This window comes from Collinsella aerofaciens, assembly GCF_015557435.1.
GTDB classification, from domain to species: domain Bacteria; phylum Actinomycetota; class Coriobacteriia; order Coriobacteriales; family Coriobacteriaceae; genus Collinsella; species Collinsella aerofaciens_Z.
Genome location: NZ_JADNOH010000024.1, coordinates 1 through 26,009 on the forward strand (window position 1 = coordinate 1; position 26,009 = coordinate 26,009).

Sequence of the window (26,009 nt, forward strand, 5' to 3'; positions counted from 1 at the left end):
ATGAACCTGTCATGCTCGGCGAAGTGCTTGAGTCGCTGCAGCTAAAGAGCGGTTCCGTCGTCTGCGACTGCACCCTTGGCGGTGCCGGCCATTCGGTAAAGATGGCCGCGCAGGTGGGGGAGACCGGCCTTTTGCTCGGCGTCGATCAGGACGACATGGCCCTCGAGGCCGCTGGCGCCCGTCTGGACCGCGAGGTTCCCGGCGTACCGCACCAGCTGCTGAAGGGCAACTTCGGCGACTTGGACGAGCTGCTTTGCTCGGCCGAGGTGCCCGGGGTCGATGGCTTCCTGTTCGACTTGGGCGTTTCGTCGCCGCAACTCGATATCCCTGGCAGGGGCTTTTCGTACAACGAGGACGCCCCATTGGACATGCGGATGGATCCGGGTAACAACACCTTAAACGCAGCTGAGGTCATCAACACCTATAACGAACACGACCTCGCCCGGATTCTACGCGTCTATGGCGAAGAGAAGTTCGCCTCGCAGATCGCGCGTGAGATCGTGCGCCGCCGCGAGCATGAGCCGATCGAAACCACCGGTCAGTTTGTCGAGATCATCAAGGCTGGTATCCCCGCTGCCGCTCGTCGGCATGGCGGACACCCAGCCAAGAAAAGTTTCCAGGCCATTCGCATCGAGGTCAATCACGAACTCGATGTGCTCGAGCGAGGGCTTGACGCCGCCACAAGGTGGCTCAACCCGGGCGGACGCATCTGCGTCATCTCGTATCACTCGCTCGAGGACCGTATCGTAAAGAACCACTTTAAGGAGATGAGCCAGGGGTGCACGTGTCCGCCGGAGATTCCGGTGTGCGTGTGCGGCAACGTGCCGATACTCAAGGTCATCACCCGCAAACCCCTGGTTGCCCAACCCGATGAGGTTGCGCGCAACCCTCGGGCGAGATCAGCCAAGATCCGCGTGGCGCAGCGTCTGTAGACGCGACCGCGCGATATTGGACCTCCCGCTCGTACCACAAACGAAGCTTAAACACACTACCAACGTACTCGGGATGGGAGGCGGCATATCATGGGCTACAACACCTCAAACGTAGCACTCGCCTATGATATGAACGCCATGCCCGCCTATCGTGAGGCACCGCAGGCCCCCGTTGCTCCCCGCGAGCAGCGCACGCCGCGCTTTGATGTCTACACGGGCGCGGGCCGTCAGGCAAACCAGGCGGTAAGCCCGGTTTTCATGAGCGTTCTTAAAACGTTTTGCATCATTGCGGCCATCTTCATGACGATCGGTGTCGCCCGTGTGGCGCTCGCCGGCGTTACGGCCCAGGTGCTCAACAGCAACGCCGCGCTTACCAACACGCTCGAGAAGGCGACCGACGAGAGCTCCGACCTGGAGGTCATGCATTCGGTCTATGGTGCCGACACGCGCATTCGCGACCTTGCGGGCGCTTATGGCATGGTGGAGCCCAGCGAGAGCGTTACACTTGATTTTTCGCAGGATGCAGCCGCGGGCGCCAGCTCGACCGCGACCGCTCAGTAACAAGACGGTAGCTGAGTATGACAAATGACTATCGCCGCGGCTCCGACGGGGGTCGCGGTTCTGGACGTCCCTCATCGCGGGGACGTTCTGGTTATCAAGGAACGGGTCGGCCATCTTACAACGCGAGGCCGTCCTATGGCAACGACCCGGCATCGCGACTTCGCGGTTCGGGTGGTCCTCAAGTGCATAACACCAGGTCGCGCAAGAACTCGTCGACCGAATGGCTCACGGGCACGCCGCTGCCTCGTCGCAACGTCGTCATGGGGTGCATTGGGCTCGGTTTGGCCGCGGGCGTCTATCGCCTTGCCGACTATCAGATCGTGAACGCCGGCAAGCTGCGTGAGCGCGCCGATGCACGCCGCCTTCTCGCCCAGACGCTCTATGCCAAGCGCGGCACTATCTACGACCGTAACGGCAACGTGCTGACGTCTTCGGTCGAGTGTCGCAATATCGCCGTGAACCCGCAGCTGGTCGAGGATGTCGACAAGACGGTGTCGGCGCTGGTCAAGGCGACGGGTATCGATAAAAAGACCTGTCGTAAACTCGTTGAGTCCGATGGCACCTGGGTGTATATCAAGCGCCAGGTGGACGAAGACGACGCCGCGGCGTTGGAGAAGAAAAACCTGCCCGGCGTACTCTTTGAGCAAGCCATGAAGCGCGTGTACCCTTACGGCAACCTGGCCTCGCAGGTGCTGGGCGTGGTGAATGTGGACAACGATGGTCTGACGGGTCTGGAAAAGCAATACAACAAGCTCTTGACCGGCACGAACGGTTCTCTTGTGCGCGAGCGCGCGAGGGATGGCAGCTATATCGCAGGCGGCGCCTATAAAAAGGTGGCCGCGGTCGACGGCGTAGACATCGTGACGACGCTTGACGTCAATATCCAGCGTGCGGCTGAGGATGCCCTAGCCGAGGCAGTTGAGAAAACGAAGGCCAAGAACGGCTCGGCCCTTGTGACCGATCCTACAACGGGTGAGATCCTTGCCGCCTGCTCGTACCCGACGTATGACCAGACCGATCTGGAAAATGCCAAGACCGAGGATATGAACCTGCGCCTCGTCACCGATGCCTATGAGCCCGGCTCGGTTTTTAAGACGCTCGTGACGGGCACCGGCTTTGATTTGGGCGTCGTGCGCTCGAGTACGTCGTTTGAGGTACCGGCGAGTATCAAGGTGGGCGACGATACCGTCACCGATGCCGATAAACGCGACTACGCCATGACCATGGATGTGCGCGAGATGATGCGCCGTTCGTCCAACGTGGGCTTTGTCCTGGTGGGACGCAAGATCGGTGCCGACGACTTTGCCGCCTATGTGGACAAGTGGGGCATCGGACACAGCTCGGGTGTCGATTTTCCGGGAGAGAGTCTGGGTATCGTCAAGGAGCGCGACCAGTATGATGGCGCCACGCTGGGCTCGATGAGCTTTGGCCAGGCACTGTCCGTCTCGCCGATTGAGATTGCGCGTGCCGTGGGCGGTATCGCCAACGGCGGCGTGATGATGACCCCGCACTTCTATAAGTCCAGCAAGGGCGATGAGAAGGATTGGGGCGAGGGCGAGCGCGCGATTTCGCAGGACGCCGCCGCGCAGGTGACGTCGTGCATGCAGACGGTTGTCGCCGAGGGCACGGGCGTCGGCGGCACGGTGGATGGCTATGACGTGGCGGGCAAGACCGGCACGGCCGAGCGTGCCGATGAGAACGGCGGCTACCTCAAGGAGAACTACATGTCGTCCTTTATGGGGTTTGCGCCGGCTCAGTCGCCCAAGGTGCTGTGCTATATCACGCTTGACGGAACGCCGAGCGGCTCGGACGCCGCTGCGGTGCCGTTCCAATCCATTATGGCCAACGCGCTCGACGTGTTGGGTATCCCGCACACGAAGTAGGGGGTTACAATCTTGGGCGTGGTCCATTGTTCAATCTGAGGGGTGTTCACATGCCCTGCACCACGCATGCGTGGCACTGGGATACAATACGCCGATAGCATTATTAGGTTTACAGGGGAGCAGCAATGATAGAGATCGCCGTCAACAACCTCGTGGCCGCAACAGGGGCCCGAACCGTGACGGAAGGAGCCGATCGTGTTTGCCGCGGGTGCGTTATCGACTCGCGTCAGGTCGAGGAGGGGACGATCTTTGTCGCCTTCCCGGGCGAAAAAGTCGATGGCAATGACTTTGCTTCCCGTGCTATCGAGGCGGGTGCCGGTGCGGTTGTGATGACGCGCGAGCCCGACCCCGAGTTGGTCTCGCTGTCGCAGGACAAGGGCTGCGCCATCTTGCTGACCGACGATCCCGAGGAGTTTCTGCTGCGTCTGGCGCATGCGTATCGCCTGGAGCTTGGCTGCCTGGTTGTTGGTATTACCGGTTCGATCGGTAAGACGACGACCAAGGACGTACTTGCCGCAGTACTCGCCAAGCGCTATCGCGTCTGGGCGACCAAGGGCAATTACAACAACCTGATCGGCATGCCGCTCACGGTGCTGAGCGCCCCCGCCGATACCGAGATCCTGGTGCTCGAGATGGGCATGAATCATTTCCACGAGATTGAGCGCCTGTCCCAGTCTGCCAATCCCAACCTTGCCATCGTGAGCAAGATCGGCACTTCCCATATCGGTATTTTGGGCAGCCGCGAGAACATCGCCCGTGCCAAATCCGAGATTGTCGAGGGCATGCGTGCCGCCGGCGACATCCTGCCGTTGCTGGTTTTGGGCGGCGAGGATGACTTTACCCCCTTCATCCGCGACACGTTTGCCGCGCCTGCCGGCGTTGACGTGATGTTGGCGGGTATCTCGGACGACGATGAGGTCCGTGCGCGCGACATCCGTGTCGATGACGAGGGCCGTCCGGTCTTTACGCTCGATTTTGGCCTAGGCGAGTCGATCGAAACCATGCTCGCCATTCCCGGTGTGCAGTCCGTCCCCAATGCCGTCAAGGCCGCCGCGGTTGCCTATCGCCTGGGCGTAACGCCCGAGCAGATTGATGCTGCCTTTAGGGGACTTACGATCACGGGCCACCGTCAGGAGATCAAGCGCGCCAAGAGCGGCGCCCGCATCATCGACGATTCCTATAACGCCAGTGCCGAATCCATGGCCGCCGGTCTCGATCTGCTGTGCTCGCTTATCTGCCAAGGCTCGCGCATGGCGGTCCTGGGCGAGATGGGCGAGATGGGCGCCGAGGCTCCCCGCATGCATGAGCTCGTGGGTGCCTATGCCGCCGCCAAGAAGCTCGACATGCTGGTGTGCGTGGGCGGCGAGCTGGCCCAGCTTATGGCCGATGCCGCGCGCATGATGGGCATGGACGAGGATCGCATTCAGGTGTTTTCCAATTATCAGCAGGTGCTCGACCGCATGGGCGGCGCACTTGAAAATCATGATGTTGTACTGGTCAAGGGTTCCCGTTTTGTTGAGCTCGACCGCTTTGTGGAAGGTGTGTGCTAGCCCATGTTCGGCAATCCCTCGTATCCTACGTATCAGGCCTTTTTGGGGCTTGGCATCGCTGCTGCCATTGCGCTGCTGCTCATGCCGTGGTGGATTAAGCTGCTGAAGGTCGAGGGTATCGGCCAGCAGGTTCGAGCCGACGGCCCCAAGCGTCACCTTATTAAGCAGGGCACGCCCACCATGGGCGGCGTCATCATTCTCGTCGCGATCTCGCTGACCTGCCTGCTGATGGGCAAGCTCACCACCGAGCTCGTACTCGTGCTGCTCGCCACGCTGGCGACCGGCGTGCTGGGCCTGATCGACGACCTGACCTCCGTTACGCATGGGCGCTCGCTCGGTCTGACGCCCCATGCCAAGATGATCGGCCTAACCATTATCTGTGTCACCTTTACGGTACTTGCCGTCAACTGGTGCGGTGTCGCCCCCGAGATTCGTTTTCCCGGTGGGTTGACGATCGACCTCGGTGTTCTTTCGACCACCATCTGCGGCCTTTCGTTCCCGTGGCTCTACATTGTCTTTTGCTGGCTGATGATCGCCGGTCTTTCTAATGCCGTGAACCTGACCGATGGCCTTGATGGTCTTGCTGGCGGCACCTCCATGATTGCCATGCTCGCCATGGCTGCCATGGCGTTTTTGCACGGAGACGTGAACCTGTCCATCTTCTGCACCGCGTGTGCCGGTGCCTGCTTGGGCTTTCTGTGGTTCAACTGCTATCCGGCGAGCATCTTTATGGGCGATACCGGCTCGCTTGCCCTGGGCGCCGCGTTTGCCTGCACGTCCATCATGACCAACACCGAGGTCGTCTCCCTCATCATCGGCGGCCTGTTTATCGTTGAGACCCTGTCGGTTATGATTCAGGTTGTCTACTTCCACTTTACGCACAAGCGCGTCTTTCTTATGGCGCCCATCCATCATCATTTCGAAAAGAAGGGCTGGGCCGAGACCAAGGTCGTCATCCGTTTTTGGATTATCGCTGCGGCCTTTGGTGCCGTTGGCCTTGCTTTGTTCTTCCAGTTGGGATAGTGGTCTTTCATGCCTCTTGCTGATGTCTTTAGCCTGCTCGTTTTGGGTCAGGGCAAATCCGGTCTCGATGTCGCCCGCTGGGCGCTGGCACATCCCGAGCGCGTAAGCGCCGTTACCGTGTATGGCGGCGGCACCTCTGAGCCCAATGACGCCACGCGTGCGCTCGAGGCTGCTGGTGCGTCGTTTGTCTATGGGACCGAACAGGTCGAGGGCGCCTATGACGTATGCGTGACGTGCCCGGGCATCTCGGAGTTCTCGGGCTTCTTTAAGGCCGGGCGCGAGCATGCCGCCCAGATTATGGGTGAGCCCGAGTTTGCCTATCGCCTGTCGCCCGATAACTGGATTGCTATCACGGGCACCAACGGCAAGACGACCACCACGTCGCTGACTGATTATCTGCTCAAGGCTGCCGGCGAGGCCAGCGTAGCCGTCGGCAACATTGGCGAGCCGCCGGTCAACGAGATTGACGGACGAGCCCACAACGAGTGGTTTGTGGCTGAGCTCTCGAGCTATCAGATTGCTACGACCACCGAGCTCCACCCCCGCGTGGCGGTGCTGCTCAACATCACTCCCGACCACTTGGGCTGGCATAAGAGCCATAAGAACTACGCGCTTGCCAAGATTAAACTGTTTGACAATATGGTCGATGACGATCTGGCGGTTGTCGACGTCGAAGACGCCGGCATTCACGAGTTCGATGAGTACATCTACACGCCGGGTCGTCGCATCTGCAAGGTCGCTTTTGACGAGCCTGAGGGCGAGGATGCCGCCTTTGTGCGCGACGGCAAGATGGTCGTGCGCCTGAAGGGGGTCGAGACTCAGCTTGTCGCCCCGTCCGAGCTCAAGATTTCGGGCCATCACAATGTTATCAATGCCCTGTGCGCTGCCACGGCTGCCCTGGCAGTCGGTGCCGATGTCGATGGTGTCTGCCGTGGTCTGGCTTCGTTCCAGCCGCTCGAGCACCGCGTGGAGCCGTGTGGCGAGATTGACGGCGTGCGCTACGTCAACGATTCCAAGGCGACCAACACCGATGCGGTCGAGAAGGCGCTGACGGCATTTCCCGATGACGACGTGATCTTGCTGCTCGGCGGCCACGATAAGGGCACGCCGCTCACGGACTTCGCGCGCGTTGTTATGGATAACGTACGCTCGGTCGTCTGCTTTGGCGATGCGCGCGAGCGTTTCACCGCCGCTATGGACGAGGCCGATGTCGATGGCGATGTGGATATCGCCCAGGCGGATGACCTGCGCGATGCCGTGGACGTCGCCCGTTCGCTTTCGAGCCGTGGTGACGTGGTTCTGCTTTCGCCCGCTTGCTCATCGTTTGATGAGTTCTCGGGCTACGAGGAGCGCGGCCGCGTGTTCAAGGACTATGTGGCCCAGCTTGCCGCCGCGGCGAAATCGCAAACGGAATAGGGGTTGCCGGTGAGAGAGGAGAGCCCCCGACAAAGCATGAGGAGGCCCGACTCGGACCGTGCTTCCTCACGGCGCAGCACGCCGCGTTCTGGCCGCGGTGGGCAAACGTTCAGCGAACGCTATATTGCCGGCGTTCCCGCTCGCATCATGCGCCCCCGATTGGTATTTTTGGCCTGCTTGTTTTCGCTGGTGTGCTTTGGCTTGTTGATGGTGTACTCGGCATCTTCGGTCGAGGCGCTGCACGAGAACGGTTCGGCGACGTTCTTTTTGTTTCGACAAGCCGCGTTTGCCGGGGTTGGCGTGCTGGCCATGGTTGCCATTGCCCGCTATTTGCCGGACAGCTGGTTTGGGGAGGACGTGCTCAGGATCTTCCTGTTCGTCATGATGTTCTTGCTGCTGTTGGTGTTCTTAGTGGGCAGCGGCAGTCGTGGCGCCACGCGCTGGCTCAACATCGCCGGCATTCAGTTCCAGCCCTCCGAGTTTTTGAAGCCATTTGCCATTGCGTACTCGGCAATCATGCTTGATCGCTTCTTTTCGCCCGGTGGCAACATCAACGAGTTCCTTAGCAAGATGGGCATCTGTTTGGGTCCTTCGATCCTCTTGATCTTTATCCAGCCCGACTTCGGCACCATCCTGATCATCTTGCTGACGCTGGTGTGCATGGCGCTGTTTGCGGGATTGGACCCCAAATACATCGTTTGGACGATTGCCGGCGGTATCGCTGTCATTGCGATTGCCCTGATTGCCGAGCCGTATCGTATGACGCGTGTCGAGGTCGCTTGGAATCCCTGGGCCGATGAGTACGGAGATGGCTACCAAGCCACGCTCGCCATTATGGCGTTTGCATCGGGCGGCCTGTTCGGCCGTGGCATCGGCAACTCAACCATGAAGTACTCGTATCTGCCCGAGGCGCATAACGACTACATTCTTGCCATCATTGGCGAGGAAGTCGGCTTTGTCGGGACCGTTCTGTTCTTCTTGGTATTTGCGATGTTGATTTACTCGGCGTTCCGCATTGCTGAGCAGGCGACCGACCGTCGCGGGGCACTCATGGCGTCGGGTTCTGCGGTCATTCTCGCGGTGCAGTTTTTGATTAACGCGCTGGGCATCCTCAACGTGTTTCCCATGACGGGAAAGCCGCTGCCGTTTATCAGTTACGGCGGCTCGTCGATTATCGTGTCGCTTATGCTTGCCGGGTTGATTCTGCGCGTTTCTTACGAGAGCGCCCGCCGTGATGAGTACGACCGTCGTCGCGAGAGCTTTGCCGTTATGGACGAGAGCACTGCCGGCGTGCCCCATGTGCGCGGCGAGCGATCTTCGCGCAATGGCTTTACCGTTTTGGATGGCTTAGCGTCCGAGCCGGCTGCTCGTCCGCGCCCACGAACGGCGCCGCAGGGTCGCCCACAGCGCCCCACGCCTCGCAACGCGGGCGGCAGATATAATCGAATCGATTTGAATTCGGACCCGTCGGCGCGCTTGCGCACCGATGACCAGGGGCCGCGCGTACGAAGGGACTACCATGACCGATAAGATGACCGTTGCTATCGCAGCCGGCGGCACGGCAGGACATATCAACCCCGCGCTCGCCTTGGCCGAAGAGCTGCGTAACCGCGGGCATCACGTCGTGTTTGTGGGTCAATCGCACAAGCTCGAGGGTCGTCTTGTTCCCGAGGCCGGGTTCGATTTTGTGCCCATCACGGTCACGGGCTTCGATCGTTCCCGCCCTTGGACCGCACTGACCTCGCTGTGGCGCGTCAACAAGGCCAAACGTGCGCTCGCCAATCATTTCTCAAAGGTCGGTAAGCCCGATGCCGCCATTGGTTTCGGTGCCTATGTCGAGGTGCCGCTGTTGGGCTGGTGCAAGGGTGCGGGTGTTCCGTATCTGCTGCATGAGCAAAACTCCGTTCCGGGCCTGGCCAACAAGATGATGAACTCCCACGCCGCCCGCGTGTGCATCTCGGTGCCGGCAGCGCGTTCGGTCTTTGAGCGCGAAGGTGACCCTGACCACGTGCTCATGACCGGCAACCCCGTACGTCGCTCGGTGATCGAGGGCGATCGCGCTCGCGGCCGCAAGGCACTTGGCGTACCCGAGGACGCTACGCTGCTGCTCGTCTTTGGCGGTTCACTTGGCGCCCAGCACCTCAACGAGCGCGTGGCTTCGCTCAAAAACGAGCTGCTTTCGCGCAAGAACCTCTATGTGTTGCATTCGACGGGAGCCGACGGCTTTGAGGAGACCGAACGTGCTCTGGCACTGACGCCCGAGGAGGCGAAGCGCTATCGCGTGCAGCCCTATATCGATAACATGGGCGACATGCTGGCTGCGGCCGATCTGGTGCTCTCGCGCTCCGGCGCCTCGAGTGTGGCCGAGATCGCCGCTCTCGCCGTGCCCTCGGTGCTCGTGCCGTATCCGCATGCCACGGCCGACCACCAGACCACGAATGCCCGCTATCTGGTCGATGCCGGTGCGGGCGTGCTTTGCGCCGATGCCGATATCGATGCCCCCGCCTTTGCCGAGGAGCTGTTGCACCTGGTCGATGACGCCGCGGCGCGCGACGCCATGCGCCAGGCGGCACGCGGCTTGGCTCAGGATCGCGCCGCCGCACTTTTGGCCGACGCGGTAGAGGGATTGCGTTAGTTAGACGGGATATCGCCGGTCGCCCTCGCGCGGATGCGGTAGGTGCGGTACAGTTAACGGGTTACAGGCAGTGTTTACGCAAGGAGTACACGAGCACATGGCTGATTCCCAGACTGCAACCTCCGCGCCCGAGTTTAAGAGCGCCCACTTCATCGGTATCGGTGGCGCCGGCATGAGCGGCATCGCCCTCGTTTTGCACGAGCGCGGCTATGCCGTTACCGGCTCCGACCTTAAGACGTCGCGCTACATTCGCCAGCTTACGCGCGCCGGCGTGAAGGTTCACGTTGGCCATGAGGCTGCGACGATCGACGAGGTCAAGCCCGACGTGGTCGTGGTCTCTACCGCTATTCCCGAGTCTAACCCTGAGCTTGTTCGTGCCCGCGAGCTGGGTATTCCCGTGTGGCCTCGCGCCAAGATGCTCTCGGCACTGGGCCACGGATATACCACCGTCGCCGTTGCCGGCACGCACGGCAAGACCACGACGTCTTCGATGTGCGCCACCATGCTCGATCGCATGGGCCTGGACCCCAGCTTCTTGATCGGCGGCATCGTCGAGGGCTATGACACCAACGGTAAAAACGGCTCGGGCGATTACTTTGTCGCCGAGGCCGACGAGTCCGACAGCTCCTTCCTGTTCCTGAACCCCAACGTGGTCATCGTAACCAATGTCGAGGCCGACCATCTCGATCACTACTCGGGCATCGAGGAGATCGAGGCCACCTTTGCCAAGTTCATGAGCCTGGTGGGCGAGGACGGTACCGTTATCGTCTGCGGCGAGGATCCGCATCTGGTCGAGCTCGCCAAGTCGACGGGACGCCGCGTGCTTTCCTATGGCTTTGCCGAGACCAACGACATCGTCTGCGTGCATCCGGACGTCAAGGGCATCCAGAGCGACTTTACCGTTCGCTTTGAGGATGGCACCGAGCACGCTGTGGAGATCAAGAGCAACCCCGGCCGCCACAACATGCTCAACGCCACGGCCGTTTTGACCGTCGCTCACGTCCTGGGCCTCGACATCGATGCTGCGGCCAAGGCACTGTCGAGCTTTGAGGGCGTTCGCCGTCGCTTTACCCATGTGGGCGATATCGACGGCATCACCGTGGTCGACGACTACGGTCATCATCCCACCGAGATCAAGGCGACGCTTGCCGCCGCCTCGTCGCTGGGTTATAAGCACGTCGACGTCGTGTTCCAGCCGCACCGCTATTCGCGCCTGCAGGCCCTGTGCGACGATTTCGCCGATGCCTTTGCCAATGCCGACAAACTGCTGCTGATCGACGTTTTCTCGGCCGGCGAGATGCCCATCCCCGGCGTTACCTCCAAGATGCTCGCCGATACCGTTCGTGCCAAGCATCCCGGCAAGGAAGTCGTGTACTGCTCCAGCCGTCTTGAGCTCAACCAGGAGCTCGAGCAGATGGTGGGCGAGGGCGACCTGCTGCTTACCATGGGCGCCGGTGATGTCACGACGGTCGGCCCCGAGTTCATCGATTATCTGACTGCCAAGAAAGACGCTTAAGCTCCATGGGTCTGTTTAATGCCGTCATGGCGCTTTCGGGCATGATCGACACGGATGTGATTGAGGACGAGCGACTTGCGCGCCATACGAGCTATCGTATCGGCGGCAAGGCCGACCTCTTTGTGACGTGCCACAGCTATCATGCCCTGCGTCGTGCCGTGGCGGTGCTCGACCGCGAACAGGTGCCGTGGGTGATTATCGGCAAGGGATCTAATCTTTTGGTTGCCGATGCCGGTTATCGCGGTGCCGTCATTTCACTGGGGCGTGAGTTCCAGCGCACGGTTGTTGCCGAGGACGGCTGTACGCTGACCGTTGGCGCGGGCGTGATGTTCGCGCGCTTGGTCAACGACGCCCTGTCTCGCAGCCTCTCGGGTCTTGAGTTTGCCGTCGGTATTCCCGGCTCGGTCGGCGGCGCGATATCTATGAATGCCGGTACGCGTACCGAGTGGATCGGTTCGCTCGTTGAGGATGTCGTAACGTTTGACCCTTTCTCCGGCATTAAGCACTATGCGGGGTCTGAGATAACCTGGGGCTACCGCGAATGCAGCCTTCCTCGCAATGAGATTATCCTCGAGTGCGTTCTTAAGCTAAAGCCGGCTCCGAAAGCCGATATCCGTGAGCGCATGGAGCGGTATCTGACTCGGCGAAAGCGCACACAGCCCATGGGGCGCGCATCTTGCGGATCGGTCTTTCGCAATCCGCCCGATGCGAGCGTGGGCAAGCTTATCGAGGATTGTGGATTAAAGGGTTTTTCGGTCGGCGGCGCGGAAGTTTCGCCCGTGCACGCTAATTTTATCGTTAACAACGGAACCGCTTCGGCCGATGATGTGGCCGCGGTTATCAGACATGTGCACGGAAAGGTGAGGGAGGCGTATGGCATCGAGCTCAGACCGGAAGTTAAATTCCTCGGCTTCTAGAGCATCGAAACCCACCTTCCGCCGCGCCGGAGGGCGTTCCGGCGCACCTGCCAAACCTCAGCGCAAGGCCGTCACGCCTTCGAAGCCCTCCGGGCACGTGCGACCTGCCAAGCGTCCGGTTGTCGGCTCGCAGCTCGGCAACCATCCTGCCGCAAAAAAGGCCTCGCGTCCCTCGGTGACGTCAAGGTCCGTCATGGGCGCCAAGTCCGCTCGTCCCGTGGCAACGCCTAAAACCTCGATGGGGGCCAAAGCGCCGCGTCCGGGCCGCACGCTGGGTGCATCGAAGCCGCGTTCGCTGACGTCGGTGCCGGCTGCCGCTAAGAAACCTTCGAGTAAAAAAGGCGTCAACCCGCTGACTTCACTGGGGGCTATGGCTAATAAGACGACCGACGCCGTTCCTGCCGTTAAGGGCAAAGGCAAAATCGTGGGCGGCGTTCTTGCCGCCTTGGCCGTGCTCGTCATCATTGCCATCATAGTGATCAACTCTGGATTGTTTGCCGCTACCGACATTCAGATTCAGGGCAGCGAGCATGTGACCAAACACGATGCCATTCAACTGATCGATTTGCCCGAGGGCACGTCGCTGTTTAACGTCGACCCCGATCAGATCACCGAGGACCTCAAGCAGAACCCGTGGGTTTCGGGCGTTGATGTCCAGCGCCAGTTCCCCCATACGCTCATCATTACGCCGACGGAGCGCAAGGTTGTCGCAATTGCCTATATCAGCTCGGACGATCTTGCCTGGGCCATCGGCGATGACGATACCTGGATCGCTCCGCTTTCGACCTCGGTTGAGGTGGATGACCAGGGCAACGTCATTACGATGGGTCAGGGCTCAAACACCCTGACCGGCATTGATGCCGCGCTGGCACTGGCCAAGCACTACGGCGCCGTGCTGTTGACCGATGTATCGGCCGATGTCGCCCCGGTCTCTGGCCAGGCGGTGAGCTCCAAGGCAGTTAAGGCCGGCTTGGACTACGCGCGCGGTTTTTCGAGCGAGTTTCTGGGGCAAGTCAAGGATATTTCCACGCCTTCGGTCGAGGCCATCTCGGCAAACCTCAATAACGGCATCGAGGTGTCGCTGGGCGATTCTAATGATATTGCCAAGAAGGAGCGCATTGTCACCAAGCTGCTTTCGCAGGTAGAGGGCGTGACGTATATCAACGTGCGCTCTCCGGGCAACTATACGTTTAGGAACGCACCCACCTCATAGCGGCGTTTGGGCCTTTGTTGACAGGCCATACCACGCCGTTTATCTGGTTTGTTTGGTTTTCACGGTCAATTATTTGACTGATACGTTCATAATGTGCAAACATAATACGGTTTACCTTTGCATTTACTTTCAACCTGAAGGTTAACGTGCGCAGGGGTCGACCCATGCTATGGCTATAACCTTTGTTCGGAGGACCGACATGCACGAGACAGAGATCAACAACTACCTTGCCGTCATTAAGGTGGTCGGCGTCGGCGGCGGCGGTACCAACGCGGTCAATCGAATGATCGAAGAGGGCATCCGCGGCGTCGAGTTTGTTGCCATCAACACCGATGCTCAGGCACTCGCGATCTCTGATGCCGATATCAAGGTGCACATCGGCACCGACCTTACCCGCGGCTTGGGCGCCGGCGCCAACCCCGAGGTTGGCCGCAAGGCTGCCGATGAGTCCCGCGACGACATTGCCGAGGCGCTTGCTGGCGCCGACATGGTGTTTATCACCTGCGGTGAGGGCGGTGGCACCGGTACCGGCGCTGCTCCCATCGTTGCCGATATCGCGATGAACGAGGTCGGCGCACTGACCGTCGCCGTCGTGACCAAGCCCTTCACCTTCGAGGGCCGCAAGCGCAAGAAGAGCGCCGAGGAGGGCATCAAGACCCTCTCCGATTGCGTCGACACCATGATCGTCATCCCTAACGATAAGCTGCTCGACATCGCCGAGAAGAAGACCACCATGCTCGAGGCCTTCGCGATTGCCGATGGCGTCCTTTCCCAGGGCACCCAGGGCATCACCGACCTCATCACCGTCCCCGGTATCATCAACCTGGACTTCGCCGATGTTAAGACCATCATGAAGCAGGCCGGTACCGCCATGATGGGTATCGGTACCTCTTCTGGGGATACTCGTGCCGTCGACGCTGCCCAGCAGGCCATCTCCAGCCCGCTGCTCGAGAGCTCCATCGATGGTGCCACGCGCGTGCTGCTCTCCATCGCCGGTTCCAAGGACCTGGGCATCCAGGAGATCAGCGACGCCGCCGACGTTGTCGCCAACGCCGTCGACCCCGAGGCCAACATCATCTTCGGTACCGTTGTCGACGAGTCCCTGGGCGATCAGGTGCGTATCACCGTCATTGCTACGGGCTTCTCCGACTCCAACGTCAACCGTCAGGATGAGCTCTTTGCTGCTCAGCAGTCTCAGAGCAAGGCCGCTGCCTCCGCTGAGCCGCAGCGCACCGCTCCGGCTGCCAGCCCGGCTCAGGCCGCTCCGACCCGCAACGTCGGTGGTACCGAGCTGCCCAACTTTGGCAACGACCAGTTCGAGCTTCCCGACTTCCTGAAGCGCGGTAGCTTCTAGTTCGTTTTTCTCAACGACCTGCACGGGGTGTGTCCATTTGGATGCACCCCGTTTTGTTTCTCGTTTGTAAACGAAAGCCTCCAATCTCCTTACGTTCCCTTTACGTTTGGTCCCTACCGCTGCGGGTATCCTTTTAAGGAAGTATGACAGCCGTATAAACGCGGACTGCGCGGCGACGCCGCGGTACTTGTGTTATTAGGAGGCTTTAGTATGGCAGCACGTGCGGACAGGGTTTCGCGTGTCGACCATGATGGAGTTACGTTGGTGGAGGGCGCGACATCCGATGTCCGCTTTGCCTTTACCGAGCGCACCGGTGGTGTTTCCGAAGATGCGTACTCCTCGCTCAACCTGGGCTCGCATGTAGGCGATGACCCCTTTGCAGTTCAAGAAAATCGTCGTCGAGCGCTCGAAGCTATGGGCGCCACTGAGTGCGAGCATAATCTGCTCGTGCCCAATCAGGTACATGGTGACCATATCGTTACGGTGACTTCGAACAGCGCCGACGATCTTGAGGCTGTTCGCGAGCAGATTGCCGAGGGCTGCGATGCCATCGTCTGTACGGCCCATGACGTGCCCGTGCTGCTCTGCTTTGCCGACTGCGTTCCCGTGGTGCTGGTGGCCCCCGGCGGATTTGCCGTGGTGCACTCCGGTTGGAAGGGCACGATTGCACGTACTTCTGCCAAGGCGTGCCAGGCGCTTTGCGATGCTGCCGGCTGCGATGCGAGCGACGTTTCCGCCTATATCGGGCCCCATATCCTGGGTGACGAGTACGAGGTTTCCCAGGAGCTCATGGATCGCTTTGCCGCCGAGTTCTCTTGCATCGATGCGAGTGCCTCTCGCATGCTCGATCTTTCCGCTGCCATTTGCGAGGCGCTGGTAGATGTCGGTGTCGACGCGGATAATATCGTGGATACCCAGCTTTCGACCGTGCGTCAGAACGACCGCTTTTATTCCTACCGTAACGAGGACGGCACCTGTGGGCGCCATGCCGCGATCGGCGTGATGCTATGAGAAAGATCGTATCGGTCCTGAGCGCCGCTGTGCTTACGCTTACGCTGTGCGCCTGTTCTTCGGGATCTTCTACCTCTTCCATTACCGTGGCCGGCTCCACGACCTGCCTTCCTATCGCCGAAATTGCGGCAGAGGGCTTTAAGGAGGAGACCGGCATCGACGTGCTCGTTTCCGGTTTGGGCTCTTCCGCTGGCATCGAAGCCGTCAGCGCTGGCACGGCCGATATCGCCAGCTCCTCCCGTGGACTCAATGCCGACGAACAGGATCTGGGCCTGACTCCCATCGTCATTGCCCACGACGGTATCGCGGTCATCGTGAACGAAGGTAACCCCGTCGATAACCTCTCGACCGAGCAGCTCCGCGATATCTATGCCGGCAAGATTACTAACTGGAAAGAGGTCGGTGGCGAGGACCTGAAGATTCAGGTCATCAACCGAGACGAGGCGTCTGGCACGCGTGAAGCCTTCCGCACCATCGTGATGGACGGCACCCCGTTCGATCGCCGCTCCGCCGTTCTTTCGGGCACGGGCCAGGTGCGCGACGTGGTATCTCGTTCGCGCGGGGCTATCGGCTACATTTCGCTGGGCTTCGTCGATAGCCTCAACGCCAAGACCTCGGTCAAGGCCGTCTCGGTCAATCATGTTGAGGCGTCCGAGAAGACGGTCGCGAGTGGCGGCTATCCCATCTCGCGCGACCTTTACTTCTTTGTGAAGGGTGCGCCTTCGCAGCAGGCGCAGGATTACATCGACTACGTGACGTCCGAAAAGATGGACAAGCAGATTCGCGAGGCGGGCTTTATTCCCGTCACCAACGACGAGAAGGGGAGTGAGTAGCATGGAAGCACAGGAAAACTCCCAGACTGAGCAGAATGCTCAGGCGCCCAAGAAGCGCGAGCTGGCGCTCGTATCGCGCAGCACCTATATCAAGGAGAAGGCGCTGCAGTGGATTTTCTTTGCCTGCGCGTTCTTGGCGGTTGTTACCGTCATCCTGATTTTTGTCTTTACCACGTACTCGGCGCTGCCCGTCTTTACCGACATCGGTCTGGCGGACTTCTTTAGCTTTACGTGGGCGCCCTCTGAGGGCCACTACGGCATCGTGTCGCTGCTTGCCGGCTCGGGTCTGGTGACCGTCGGTGCGCTCGCCATGGGTGTGCCCCTAGGCGTGGGCACGGCCGTGTATCTGGTCGAGATCGCCAGCAAGCGCGTGCGCAAGCTCATCAGCCCTGCCGTTGACCTGTTGGCCGGCATCCCTTCTATCATCTATGGCTTCTTTGGCATGATCATCATCCGTCCGTTTATCGCGCAACTGACCGGTGGTCTTGGTTTTGGTGCGCTGACGGCGTGGTTCGTGCTTGCCATCATGATCGTCCCTACCATCACCACGCTCACCATCGATGCCCTCAATTCCATTCCCATGGGTATTCGCGAGGCATCGTATGCCATGGGTGCTACTAAGTGGCAGACCATCTATAAGGTCGTGCTACCTGCCGCCAAGCTGGGTATCGTGGATGCCATCGTGCTGGGTATGGGCCGTGCCATCGGCGAGACCATGGCCGTGCTCATGGTCGTGGGTAACGCCCCGGTTATTCCCGACAGCATTGCGAGCCCCATCTCGACGCTCACGAGCCAGATTGCGCTCGACATGAGCTATTCCTCGGGTCTGCATCGCTCGGCGCTGTTCGGCATGGGCGTGGTCCTGTTTATCATTTCCGCCACGCTGGTGGGCATCGTCCGCCTGGTTTCCAAGAAGAAGAGGGGGTAGGCTATGTCCGATTCCGTTGACACGACGGTCGATACGACCTCGTCGCGCGAGCGCATCAAGCGTGCCCTTTCCCACGGCAAGAAGGGCCGCATCAACAAGGACCTGTCCAACAAGATCATGCTTGGCGTGTTCCGTGCCGCGGCATACATCACCACGCTGGTGCTGGTCGCTATCATCGCCTACGTGGTCATCAACGGCCTGCCACACATCTCGCTCGACTTTATCTTCGGTTGGCCCCAGGGCGTCAACGCCGAGGGCGGTATTTGGCCCACGATCGTCTCGACCGTCTATGTGACGGCGCTCGCCATGCTTATCTGCACGCCGATCGCTGTGCTGGCAGCCGTCTATCTGGCCGAGTACGCCAAGCAGGGCAAGATCGTTGAGCTCATTCGCTACGCTGCTGACGCTTTGGCCTCGGTGCCCTCCATCGTTATGGGCCTGTTTGGCTACGCCTTGTTTGTCGAGGCTATGGGTCTGGGCCTTTCGATGGTCTCGGCCGCTCTGGCGCTTGCGCTCTTGATGCTTCCCATCGTCATGCGCACCACCGAAGAGGCCATTCGCGCCGTTCCGCGCTATATCCGTTGGGGCGCGTATGGCCTGGGCGCCACCAAGTGGCAGGTTGTCTCCAAGATCGTGCTTCCTTCTGCCTTTGGCCGTATTGCCACGGGCATTGTCCTTGCCATCGGCCGTGCCATTGGCGAGACCGCCGTGGTGCTCTACACCATGGGCCAGGCCATCAATCTACCTATCTCGCCGCTCGATTCCGGCCGCCCCATGACCGTTCACCTGTACCTGCTTGCCAACGACGGCATCAACATGAACGCAGCCTACGGCACCGCGCTATTGCTGATGGTGATCATTCTGGCCTTCAACCTGTTTGCGCGCTTCCTGTCGCGCAAGCGTCGCTAGTTAAGGAGTCCCATGTCCGTTTATCAGTCCGCTCCCACGCTGGAGCAAGCGGCCATTACGGCCAAGGATTTCAACTTTTGGTACGGTGACTTTCATGCGCTGACGGGGCTCGACCTCAACATCGCCAAAAACGCCATCACCTCCTTCATTGGCCCTTCGGGCTGCGGTAAGTCGACGTTTTTGCGCTGCATCAACCGCATGAATGACCTGATCGAGGGTACGCGCGTCGAGGGCACCATGACGCTCGACGGCAACGATATCTATGCCGAGGGCGTCGACCCGGTCGACCTCCGTCGCCGCGTGGGCATGATTTTTCAGCAGCCCAACCCGTTTCCCAAATCCATCTACGAGAATGTCGCCTTTGGCCCTCGTCTGCAGGGCGTGACTAGCAAAAGCGACCTCGATGACATCGTGGAAGAATCGCTCAAGCGCGCCAACCTCTGGAAAGAGGTATCCAATCAGCTCAACAAGGATGGCTTGGCGCTCTCGGGCGGTCAGCAGCAGCGTCTGTGCATCGCGCGCGTGCTTGCGGTGCAACCCGATGTCCTCCTGATGGACGAGCCCTGCTCCGCCATCGACCCCACGTCCGTCTCTAAGGTCGAGGATTTGATGGCCGAGCTGGCGCCCGAGATGACGATCATCATCGTCACGCATTCAATGCAGCAGGCAGCTCGTATCAGCGACTACACCGCATTCTTCTTGCAGGAAGTTGCCGGTGAGCCTGCCACGCTCATCGAGTATGGTCAAACCGACGCGATCTTCACCAGCCCGGTGGACTCGCGGACGGAAGACTATATCACCGGCCGCTTTGGCTGATCGGTGCGACTAGTCCCAAGCCGATCGGACCTGGTCCGGTGCGTATTCACTGTGCGGGCGGCATGACCGCACCCAACTGATTGGAGTGAACCATGCGTAAACTGTTTTCCCGTCAGCTCATCGAGGCCCGCCACGAGATGCTGAGCATCTACGAGGCCGTCGATCTGGCCCTCCACGATGCCGTTAAGGCCTATGTGACCGACGACCGCAAGCTCGCCACCAAGACCAAGAAGCGCACGCTTTCGATTGACGCGCGCTGCGCCAACTTGGAGGCCGTGTGCTACAACCTGATCGCCACGCAGTCGCCGGTCGCCTCCGACTTCCGCTTGCTGCAGACGATTATCTACGTCGACTTTAACCTGCAGCGCATGACCGATAAGGTTCGCCAGATCTGCCGCGCCACGCGTCATATGATCAAGGCCGACATCTCGCTGCCCAAGGAGCTTGTCGGCACGGTCGAGGCCGAGGCTGAGGCCGTCTACCAGGTGCTGGGCTCTTCGCTTTCTGCGCTCGTCACCAATGACATGTCCATCATCTGCAACTTGGCCGTCGAGGACGAGCCGGTGCACGCCGCCTACGAGAAGTTCTTCCGCACCTTTAACCGTATGGATACGGGCGACTTTATGGACGACGACAGCAACTACGATGACCTGCGCCGCGCCATCATGGTCTCGCGCTACCTTGATCGTATCGCCTCGATTTCCATCGATGCCGCCTGCCGTCTGACCTTCCTGCTGACCGGTCAGCGCATGAACACCGGCGATATCGCCCGCGCGGACGAGGATGAGCTCGAGAGCATGCGCGTGCCTTCGGGCGAGGGCGTTATCATGAGGCCCGCCGTCGACGCGCGCTATGTTGCCAAGGTGCCCGCCAACGAGCTGAGCGAGGGTCTTCGCTACCTGCTTGAGCACCTTGAGGATGAGGATGACGCCGAGGACGACGAGGAGTAGGGTGACCCCGTTCGTCAAAAGATTGTAAATACCCAAGTGAGCGCGACCTTGCGAATGCAGGGTCGCGCTCTTGCGTTAGCATGAGACTACTTGTTTGGCTGTCTGCGGAGGCGATTGGCAATGGATAATTATTTGGACTTGATGCGCGCTCGCCGCGAGCAGATTCTCGAGCGTTTTTATGCCGCACTCGATCGAGCGGGCCGCTCCCACGATGCCGCGCGCCTCATCGCCGTGTCCAAGACCGTTGGCGTCGATGAGACTGTCGCTGCGATTCAGGTGGGGTATCGACACTTTGCCGAGAACCGCCCGCAGGAGCTCGTCCGCAAGCTCACGGGCCTGGCGGAGCATCCGGAGCTGCCCGAGGTGCGCTTCGATATGATTGGCAACCTGCAGACCAATAAGATCAATGCGGTGCTGGGCTCGGCCGAGCTGATTCATTCGGTGAGCTCGCTGCATTTGGCGCAGGCTATCTCGAGCCGTGCGGTCCGCAAGATTGAGGCGGGTGAGCTTGCCGGTCCTCAGCAGGTGCTCATCGAGGTCAATGTGAGCGGCGAGGAATCGAAGGGTGGCTTTTCGCCCGATGAGATTCGTGCCGCCATGGGCGAGCTTGCAGAGCTCGAGGGAATTTGTGTGCAGGGCCTTATGACTATGGCACCACGGGGTAATAAAGATGTGGCGCGCCGCACCTTTGCCGGACTTCGCGAGCTAAGGGATGAGCTTGAGGCGACGCACTCCGATCTGAGCCTGCCCGAACTTTCCTGCGGCATGAGCGAGGACTTTGAGCCTGCCCTTGAGGAAGGCTCTACGCTCGTTCGCCTGGGCAGGGTAGTATTTAGCCCGGAGTTTGCAGTAAAATAAGGCTCTGAAGTGCGCACTGATTATCGGAGCGCCTGCACTAAACCGCGAGAGGACACAACCATGGGCTTCCTTGACGAGATTAAAAATAAGATGCACCTGGGCGGCCAGCAGGGTTACGACCAGGGTTATGGTCAGGACGACGACTACGGCTACGATGATGGCTATGACGACGGCTACCAGAACAACGGTTACAGCGGTGCCTCGGGCGAGGGCTTCTACACCCAGGATGAGCCGAGCAACGGCCTGTTGGGTCAGACGCGCCGCGGCGAGGCCGAGTCGGTGGCCGTATACACGCGCTCCGGCCAGCTGGTCGGCGATGACTCCCGCCATGCCACGACGTATAACCCGCCTTCGCGCTCGCAGGACAGTGTTGCGAGCGGTTATCGTCCTGGTGCCTATGACACGCCGTCGAGCTACGCCGAGAATACCCGCGCCCGTGCCGCCGCTGCACCCGCGCCTGCACCGAGCGATGCCTCGGCCTATGCGAGCAATATCATCAACGCCACGCCGCAGCTGCCGGCCTATGTCCTGCGCCCCGAGAGCTATGACGACGTGGAGACCGTGGTGCGCCGCGTTCGCACCAAGCAGCCTGTCGCACTGATTTTTGTGGGCGTACGCACCGAAGTTGCCAAGCGCGTCTTGGACTTCTCTTACGGCTTTGCCTGCGGTCTGGGTGCCACGGTCAAGGAGGTGGGCGACCGCGTGTTCATGGTGCTGCCCGCCGGTTGCGAGGTCAAAGATTCCGATCTCAAGAAGCTTCGTGCCGACGGCTACCTTAAGTAAAGACAAGACGAGGAGATTCCCATCAACATCTACACTATCGTCCAGCTGGTCAACACGCTGTTCAACTTCTATTCCACGCTCATTGTCGTCTACTGCTTTATGACGTGGATTCCCATGAAGCAGGGTGGTTTGCTTCAGGATATTGCCGCGGTGCTTGATAGCGTGTGCGGTCCGTGGCTCAACCTGTTCCGTCGTTTCATCCCGCCGATGGGCGGTATCGATTTTTCGCCGGTCGTTGCGATTATTGCGTTGCAGTTGGTGCAGAGGCTGGTTCTGCAGCTTCTTATAGGTATACTCGTGTAGAACTGACTTAGTAACTTACGTCGGGCGTGTAGCGCCGAGGCGATGAAAAAGGAGACTTGTTATGGCTATTACCCCTGCAGACATCCAGGCTCAGACTTTCTCTGAGGCCAAGCGTGGCTACGATCCTGCTGAGGTCGACGTCTTCTTGGAGACGCTGTCCTCCGAGGTTGACGCTATGCTCGCTAAGATTGTCGACCTTAAGGGTCGTCTGACTGCTACCGAGCAGCAGCTTGCCGACGCACAGGCTCAGCTTGCCCAGGCTCAGGATGCCACCGCCCAGGCCGTTCCTGCCGCCCCCGTGGCTGCTCCCGCCCCTGACTTCTCCGCTCAGGAGCGCCAGATTTCCGCTGCCCTGATCGCTGCCCAGCAGACCGCTGAGACCATCGTCAACGATGCCAACGAGAACGCTGAGCGTATCCGCAACGAGGCTGACGCCAAGGCCCGCGAGGTTATCCGCCAGGCTCTGACCGAGAAGCAGGCCGAGCTCGAGGAAATCGACCGTCTGAAGGCTTCCCGCGAGGAGTTCAAGGCCGAGTACCTCAAGCTCATCCAGCACTTCATGGACGATGCCCAGAACTCCTTCCCGGCCGACCTCATGGCCTCCACGCCGGTCGGTTCTGCCGCTTCTCCTGCGGTGACTGTTCCCGCCGAGCCGCTGCCCGTCGCTGACCCGGTTGTCCCCGTGGCCGATCCCTTCGCCCCGATCGACAACTTTGCCGCCGACGACCTGGATTAGCATTAGAGCTATAATCTAGTGTCCTTAAGAGGAGCTCGCACCTGCGGGCTCTTTTTTTGTGGCTGTATACGGGTTGGGAAACAAAACGCCGAGCTCTGCATGCGATAGGACAGAACTCGGCGAAGGGCGCGTGGTAAAAGGTAGATTTTAAGGTATGTCTAAAAACTACTTGAGGAGGAAGTTGGAGAGGGGAATGGTGCGGGCCTCGCGATGCTCGGGATCGGCGATGTGGTCGGCGGGATAGCCACAGACGAGCATGTGATAGGGATAGACGCCCTTGGGCAGATTGAACTGCTCCTCTGCCACCTCAGGCTTAAAATGGCATACCCAGCACGTTCCCAGGCCCTGCTCGGTGGCCTCCATCATCATCTGATCACACACGATGGACGTATCGATTTCACTGGAATTCATCTGGTCATACGGGCGTACCCAAGCATCATCGGTAACGCTGCAAATAAGGAAGACAAGCGGAGCCCCAAAGATAGACCCATCACGAGCAAACCGAGGCTGACAAGCAGCAGCCTTCTCCAGAAGCTCAGGCGTATCCAGCACCATCACACGGGTTGGATGATTATTACAAGCAGAAGGAGCAATCCGCCCCGCCTCAACAATGGCATCCACCACAGCTTGCTCAACAGAACGATTCTCAAACTCGCGACAAGAATACCGACCCCGAGCCAGATCCAAATAAGACATACAAGCCCTCCTAAAATTAAAAATCAAACAAACCCAAAGTAACCCAAAGAGTACCCAAAGCAGCAATCGGCCACACGCTCATCAAGGGCCAAAGTGTCCGAACGGGTACCAAAGGTCCCTTCAGCCAAACCCCCATTGCGCTACAACTATCAGCCAAAGTTCCCAATGGTGGTACGTAAGGGAGCGGGCCCGACCACTAATACCTTTTGAACGACTCTGCTTGCAGCCGGAGTGAAAAAGGTATTAGTGGTCGGGCCCGCGACCGGTGGGATACGTGCCCCTAATTAACTGTTCTTCATGACAATCGAATCCACAACATCGGCCACATTCTCACAGCAGTCAGCGCAGTACTCCAGGAAGGCGTAGACGTCACGCCAGGCGATGACCTCGAGCGGATCCTTGCCGTTGACATGCAGGTTGCGCATAGCGTTGATGTAGAGCTCGTCGGCCTCGGACTCGATCGTGTTGATCTGGATGACGAGTTCGCGCAGGGTCTTGGACTTGCGGTAGTTGGGCAGCTCGACCATCAGGTCCTTCATGGCGCGGCAGGCGTCGGTCACCTTGTGGGCGATCACGATGGCATCGGGATGGATGCCCTGGATGTTGGTGAAGTAGACGCGCTGCACGACGCCCTCGATACGGTCGAGCACGGTGTCGAGCGAGCAGCTCATCAGGTCAAGATCCTCGCGCTCAAGCGGCGTGATGAAGGCCGTGAGCAGGGCGTCCTCGAGCTCATGGTGCTTCTTGTCGGCCGCATGCTCGATCGCATGCATCTTGTCGAGCATATCGTGGATCTGCGCGGGATCGAAGTTCTCGAAAATCTGGGTGAGCAACTCGGCGGCCTGAACGGAGAGGTCGGCGCAGGCGACGTAGTTGTCAAAGTAGAACGAATCGGGTTTCTTTGCCATGGGTGGGTCCTTTCGAGGCGAAGACGGGTGGGCGAAGTATTGCGGTCCGGATGGACGCTCGGTTTGACTAGAGGAACATCATGAACAGCTTGGCCATGACAAAGCTGATGAGTCCGCAGGCGGGGAAAGTGAAGAACCAGGTGAACATCATGTCCTTGACCACACCGAAGTTGATGGCCGAGAGGCGCTTGACGGCACCGACGCCCATGATGGCGCAGGTCTTGATGTGGGTAGAGGACACGGGGATGCCGGTGAGCGTGGCGAGCAGCAGGTTCGCGGCGCCTGCGAGGTCGGCGGAGAAGCCCTGGTACTTCTCGAGCTTGACCATGCTCTGGCCGACGGACTTGATGATGCGCTCGCCGCCCACGCTGGTGCCGATACCCATGGTGGCAGAGCACAGCAGCATGATCCAGATGGGGATGCCGGCATCGCCGACGCTGGTCTGGCCGTTGGCGAAGGCGACACCTAAAAAGAGCACGCCGATGAACTTCTGCCCATCCTGCGCACCGTGCATAAAGCTCATGGCCGCGGCACTCGCGATCTGAGCGTATTTAAAGAAGACGTTGGCGCGTCGCCTGTTGGCGGCGGCGAACAGAATCGAGACGAGCTTGCACAGGACCCAGCCCATGACAAAGCCCAGGCCGATGGAGAGCGCCAGGCCGTAGATGACCTTCATCCACTCGTGGACGTTGACGCTGCTCGCGCCGCCGAGGGCGATAGCGGCACCGGTCAAACCGGCGATAAGGCTGTGGCTCTGCGAGGTGGGGATGCCAAAGCGCGATGCCGTGGCACCGTAGGCGACGATGGAGAACAGCGCCGCACACAGGCAGGCGAGCGCCATGGTGCTGTTTCCGCCAAAGTCGACGATATGTGAGATGGTGTTGGCGACGCTCGCGTTAAAGTGCGTCATGATGAGCACGCCCAGGAAGTTGAACGCGGCGCTCATGAGGATGGCGGCGCGGGCGGGCATGCAACGCGTGGTGACGCAAGTCGCGATGGCGTTGGGCGCGTCGGTCCATCCGTTGACGAAGATGGCGCCGAGCGCGAGGAGCACGGTGACGGCAAGGACTGGGTTCGACACAAGTTGGCCGAGGAAGGTTGAGAACGTTACGTCCATGTAAGGGCTTTCTCGAAGTTTGCAGACACGTTACAAAAGCATGATAAATCGTATCACCTCCTGCGGGTTTCTTTACTGAGTTCTGATGGGAGAAGTGAATTTTTGGCCTTGAATATCAACTTCATCCGAACACCTCCCATATTCATCCGTACATGTACGGA

Annotated in this window: 25 protein-coding genes; 22 read left to right on the forward strand and 3 right to left on the reverse strand. The window is 59.9% G+C overall.

The window, feature by feature from the left end:
• The 22 genes from rsmH to I2G43_RS02010 all read left to right on the forward strand — a co-directional run.
• Positions 1 to 932: 16S rRNA (cytosine(1402)-N(4))-methyltransferase RsmH (gene rsmH, locus I2G43_RS01905; RefSeq protein ID WP_229071475.1), on the forward strand; the 932-nt coding region annotated here is incomplete at its 5' end.
• Positions 933 to 1,022: 90 nt separating this feature from the next.
• On the forward strand, positions 1,023 to 1,493 hold the full coding sequence (locus I2G43_RS01910) for a hypothetical protein (RefSeq protein ID WP_195534894.1): 471 nt from the start codon (positions 1,023 to 1,025) through the stop codon (positions 1,491 to 1,493).
• 182 nt (positions 1,494 to 1,675) lie between these two features.
• Entirely contained in the window at positions 1,676 to 3,376 is a 1,701-nt protein-coding gene (locus I2G43_RS01915; RefSeq protein WP_324249483.1) for a penicillin-binding protein 2, read from the forward strand.
• Between the two features lie 125 nt (positions 3,377 to 3,501).
• Complete coding sequence (locus I2G43_RS01920; RefSeq protein WP_195534895.1) at positions 3,502 to 4,926, forward strand: UDP-N-acetylmuramoyl-tripeptide--D-alanyl-D-alanine ligase; 1,425 nt, start codon at positions 3,502 to 3,504, stop codon at positions 4,924 to 4,926.
• Between the two features lie 3 nt (positions 4,927 to 4,929).
• Positions 4,930 to 5,949, forward strand: a complete 1,020-nt coding sequence (mraY, locus tag I2G43_RS01925; RefSeq protein WP_117746963.1) for a phospho-N-acetylmuramoyl-pentapeptide-transferase — start codon at positions 4,930 to 4,932, stop codon at positions 5,947 to 5,949.
• A 9-nt stretch (positions 5,950 to 5,958) separates the two neighbouring features.
• Complete coding sequence (gene murD / locus I2G43_RS01930) at positions 5,959 to 7,365, forward strand: UDP-N-acetylmuramoyl-L-alanine--D-glutamate ligase (protein WP_195534896.1); 1,407 nt, start codon at positions 5,959 to 5,961, stop codon at positions 7,363 to 7,365.
• Between the two features lie 168 nt (positions 7,366 to 7,533).
• Positions 7,534 to 8,895, forward strand: a complete 1,362-nt coding sequence (gene ftsW / locus I2G43_RS01935; RefSeq protein WP_195534897.1) for a putative lipid II flippase FtsW — start codon at positions 7,534 to 7,536, stop codon at positions 8,893 to 8,895.
• A complete protein-coding gene (gene murG, locus I2G43_RS01940; RefSeq protein WP_195534898.1) occupies positions 8,885 to 10,000 on the forward strand; it encodes an undecaprenyldiphospho-muramoylpentapeptide beta-N-acetylglucosaminyltransferase in 1,116 nt (371 codons plus the stop codon). The genes ftsW and murG overlap by 11 nt, the downstream gene beginning before the upstream one ends.
• Before the next feature lie 97 nt (positions 10,001 to 10,097).
• Positions 10,098 to 11,516 (forward strand): UDP-N-acetylmuramate--L-alanine ligase, encoded by a 1,419-nt coding sequence (gene murC, locus I2G43_RS01945; protein WP_195534899.1) that lies wholly within the window; start codon positions 10,098 to 10,100, stop codon positions 11,514 to 11,516.
• Positions 11,517 to 11,521: 5 nt separating this feature from the next.
• Positions 11,522 to 12,433 carry a UDP-N-acetylmuramate dehydrogenase gene (gene murB, locus I2G43_RS01950; protein ID WP_195534900.1) on the forward strand — a complete coding sequence of 304 codons (912 nt, stop codon included), beginning with the start codon at positions 11,522 to 11,524 and terminating at the stop codon, positions 12,431 to 12,433.
• 193 nt (positions 12,434 to 12,626) lie between these two features.
• Positions 12,627 to 13,646, forward strand: a complete 1,020-nt coding sequence (locus tag I2G43_RS01955) for a cell division protein FtsQ/DivIB (protein ID WP_229071477.1) — start codon at positions 12,627 to 12,629, stop codon at positions 13,644 to 13,646.
• A 199-nt stretch (positions 13,647 to 13,845) separates the two neighbouring features.
• Entirely contained in the window at positions 13,846 to 15,000 is a 1,155-nt protein-coding gene (ftsZ, locus tag I2G43_RS01960; protein ID WP_055251674.1) for a cell division protein FtsZ, read from the forward strand.
• 210 nt (positions 15,001 to 15,210) lie between these two features.
• Positions 15,211 to 16,011 (forward strand): polyphenol oxidase family protein, encoded by an 801-nt coding sequence (locus I2G43_RS01965; RefSeq protein WP_195534901.1) that lies wholly within the window; start codon positions 15,211 to 15,213, stop codon positions 16,009 to 16,011.
• On the forward strand, positions 16,008 to 16,844 hold the full coding sequence (locus tag I2G43_RS01970) for a phosphate ABC transporter substrate-binding protein (protein WP_195534902.1): 837 nt from the start codon (positions 16,008 to 16,010) through the stop codon (positions 16,842 to 16,844). The genes I2G43_RS01965 and I2G43_RS01970 overlap by 4 nt, the downstream gene beginning before the upstream one ends.
• Before the next feature lies 1 nt (position 16,845).
• Positions 16,846 to 17,772 (forward strand): phosphate ABC transporter permease subunit PstC, encoded by a 927-nt coding sequence (gene pstC, locus I2G43_RS01975; RefSeq protein ID WP_117736389.1) that lies wholly within the window; start codon positions 16,846 to 16,848, stop codon positions 17,770 to 17,772.
• Positions 17,773 to 17,775: 3 nt separating this feature from the next.
• Entirely contained in the window at positions 17,776 to 18,681 is a 906-nt protein-coding gene (pstA, locus tag I2G43_RS01980) for a phosphate ABC transporter permease PstA (protein WP_055251684.1), read from the forward strand.
• A gap of 12 nt (positions 18,682 to 18,693) precedes the next feature.
• Positions 18,694 to 19,497: a phosphate ABC transporter ATP-binding protein PstB gene (gene pstB / locus I2G43_RS01985; RefSeq protein ID WP_089571588.1), complete on the forward strand. Its 804-nt coding sequence runs from the start codon at positions 18,694 to 18,696 to the stop codon at positions 19,495 to 19,497.
• A 92-nt stretch (positions 19,498 to 19,589) separates the two neighbouring features.
• On the forward strand, positions 19,590 to 20,447 hold the full coding sequence (locus tag I2G43_RS01990; RefSeq protein ID WP_195534903.1) for a phosphate signaling complex PhoU family protein: 858 nt from the start codon (positions 19,590 to 19,592) through the stop codon (positions 20,445 to 20,447).
• Positions 20,448 to 20,567: 120 nt separating this feature from the next.
• Positions 20,568 to 21,305, forward strand: a complete 738-nt coding sequence (locus I2G43_RS01995; protein WP_195534904.1) for a YggS family pyridoxal phosphate-dependent enzyme — start codon at positions 20,568 to 20,570, stop codon at positions 21,303 to 21,305.
• 60 nt (positions 21,306 to 21,365) lie between these two features.
• Complete coding sequence (locus tag I2G43_RS02000) at positions 21,366 to 22,088, forward strand: cell division protein SepF (protein WP_006234245.1); 723 nt, start codon at positions 21,366 to 21,368, stop codon at positions 22,086 to 22,088.
• A 57-nt stretch (positions 22,089 to 22,145) separates the two neighbouring features.
• Positions 22,146 to 22,391 carry a YggT family protein gene (locus I2G43_RS02005; RefSeq protein ID WP_227790178.1) on the forward strand — a complete coding sequence of 82 codons (246 nt, stop codon included), beginning with the start codon at positions 22,146 to 22,148 and terminating at the stop codon, positions 22,389 to 22,391.
• A gap of 61 nt (positions 22,392 to 22,452) precedes the next feature.
• Complete coding sequence (locus I2G43_RS02010) at positions 22,453 to 23,127, forward strand: DivIVA domain-containing protein (protein WP_006234242.1); 675 nt, start codon at positions 22,453 to 22,455, stop codon at positions 23,125 to 23,127.
• Between the two features lie 165 nt (positions 23,128 to 23,292).
• Here the strand turns inward: I2G43_RS02010 and I2G43_RS02015 are convergent, their stop codons facing one another.
• The 3 genes from I2G43_RS02015 to I2G43_RS02025 form a co-directional block, all read right to left on the reverse strand.
• Positions 23,293 to 23,823 carry a nitroreductase family protein gene (locus I2G43_RS02015; RefSeq protein ID WP_195534905.1) on the reverse strand — a complete coding sequence of 177 codons (531 nt, stop codon included), beginning with the start codon at positions 23,821 to 23,823 and terminating at the stop codon, positions 23,293 to 23,295.
• A gap of 284 nt (positions 23,824 to 24,107) precedes the next feature.
• A complete protein-coding gene (locus tag I2G43_RS02020; protein ID WP_195534906.1) occupies positions 24,108 to 24,731 on the reverse strand; it encodes a DUF47 domain-containing protein in 624 nt (207 codons plus the stop codon).
• 67 nt (positions 24,732 to 24,798) lie between these two features.
• Positions 24,799 to 25,848 (reverse strand): inorganic phosphate transporter, encoded by a 1,050-nt coding sequence (locus I2G43_RS02025; protein WP_195534907.1) that lies wholly within the window; start codon positions 25,846 to 25,848, stop codon positions 24,799 to 24,801.
• Between the last annotated feature and the right edge of the window lie 161 nt (positions 25,849 to 26,009).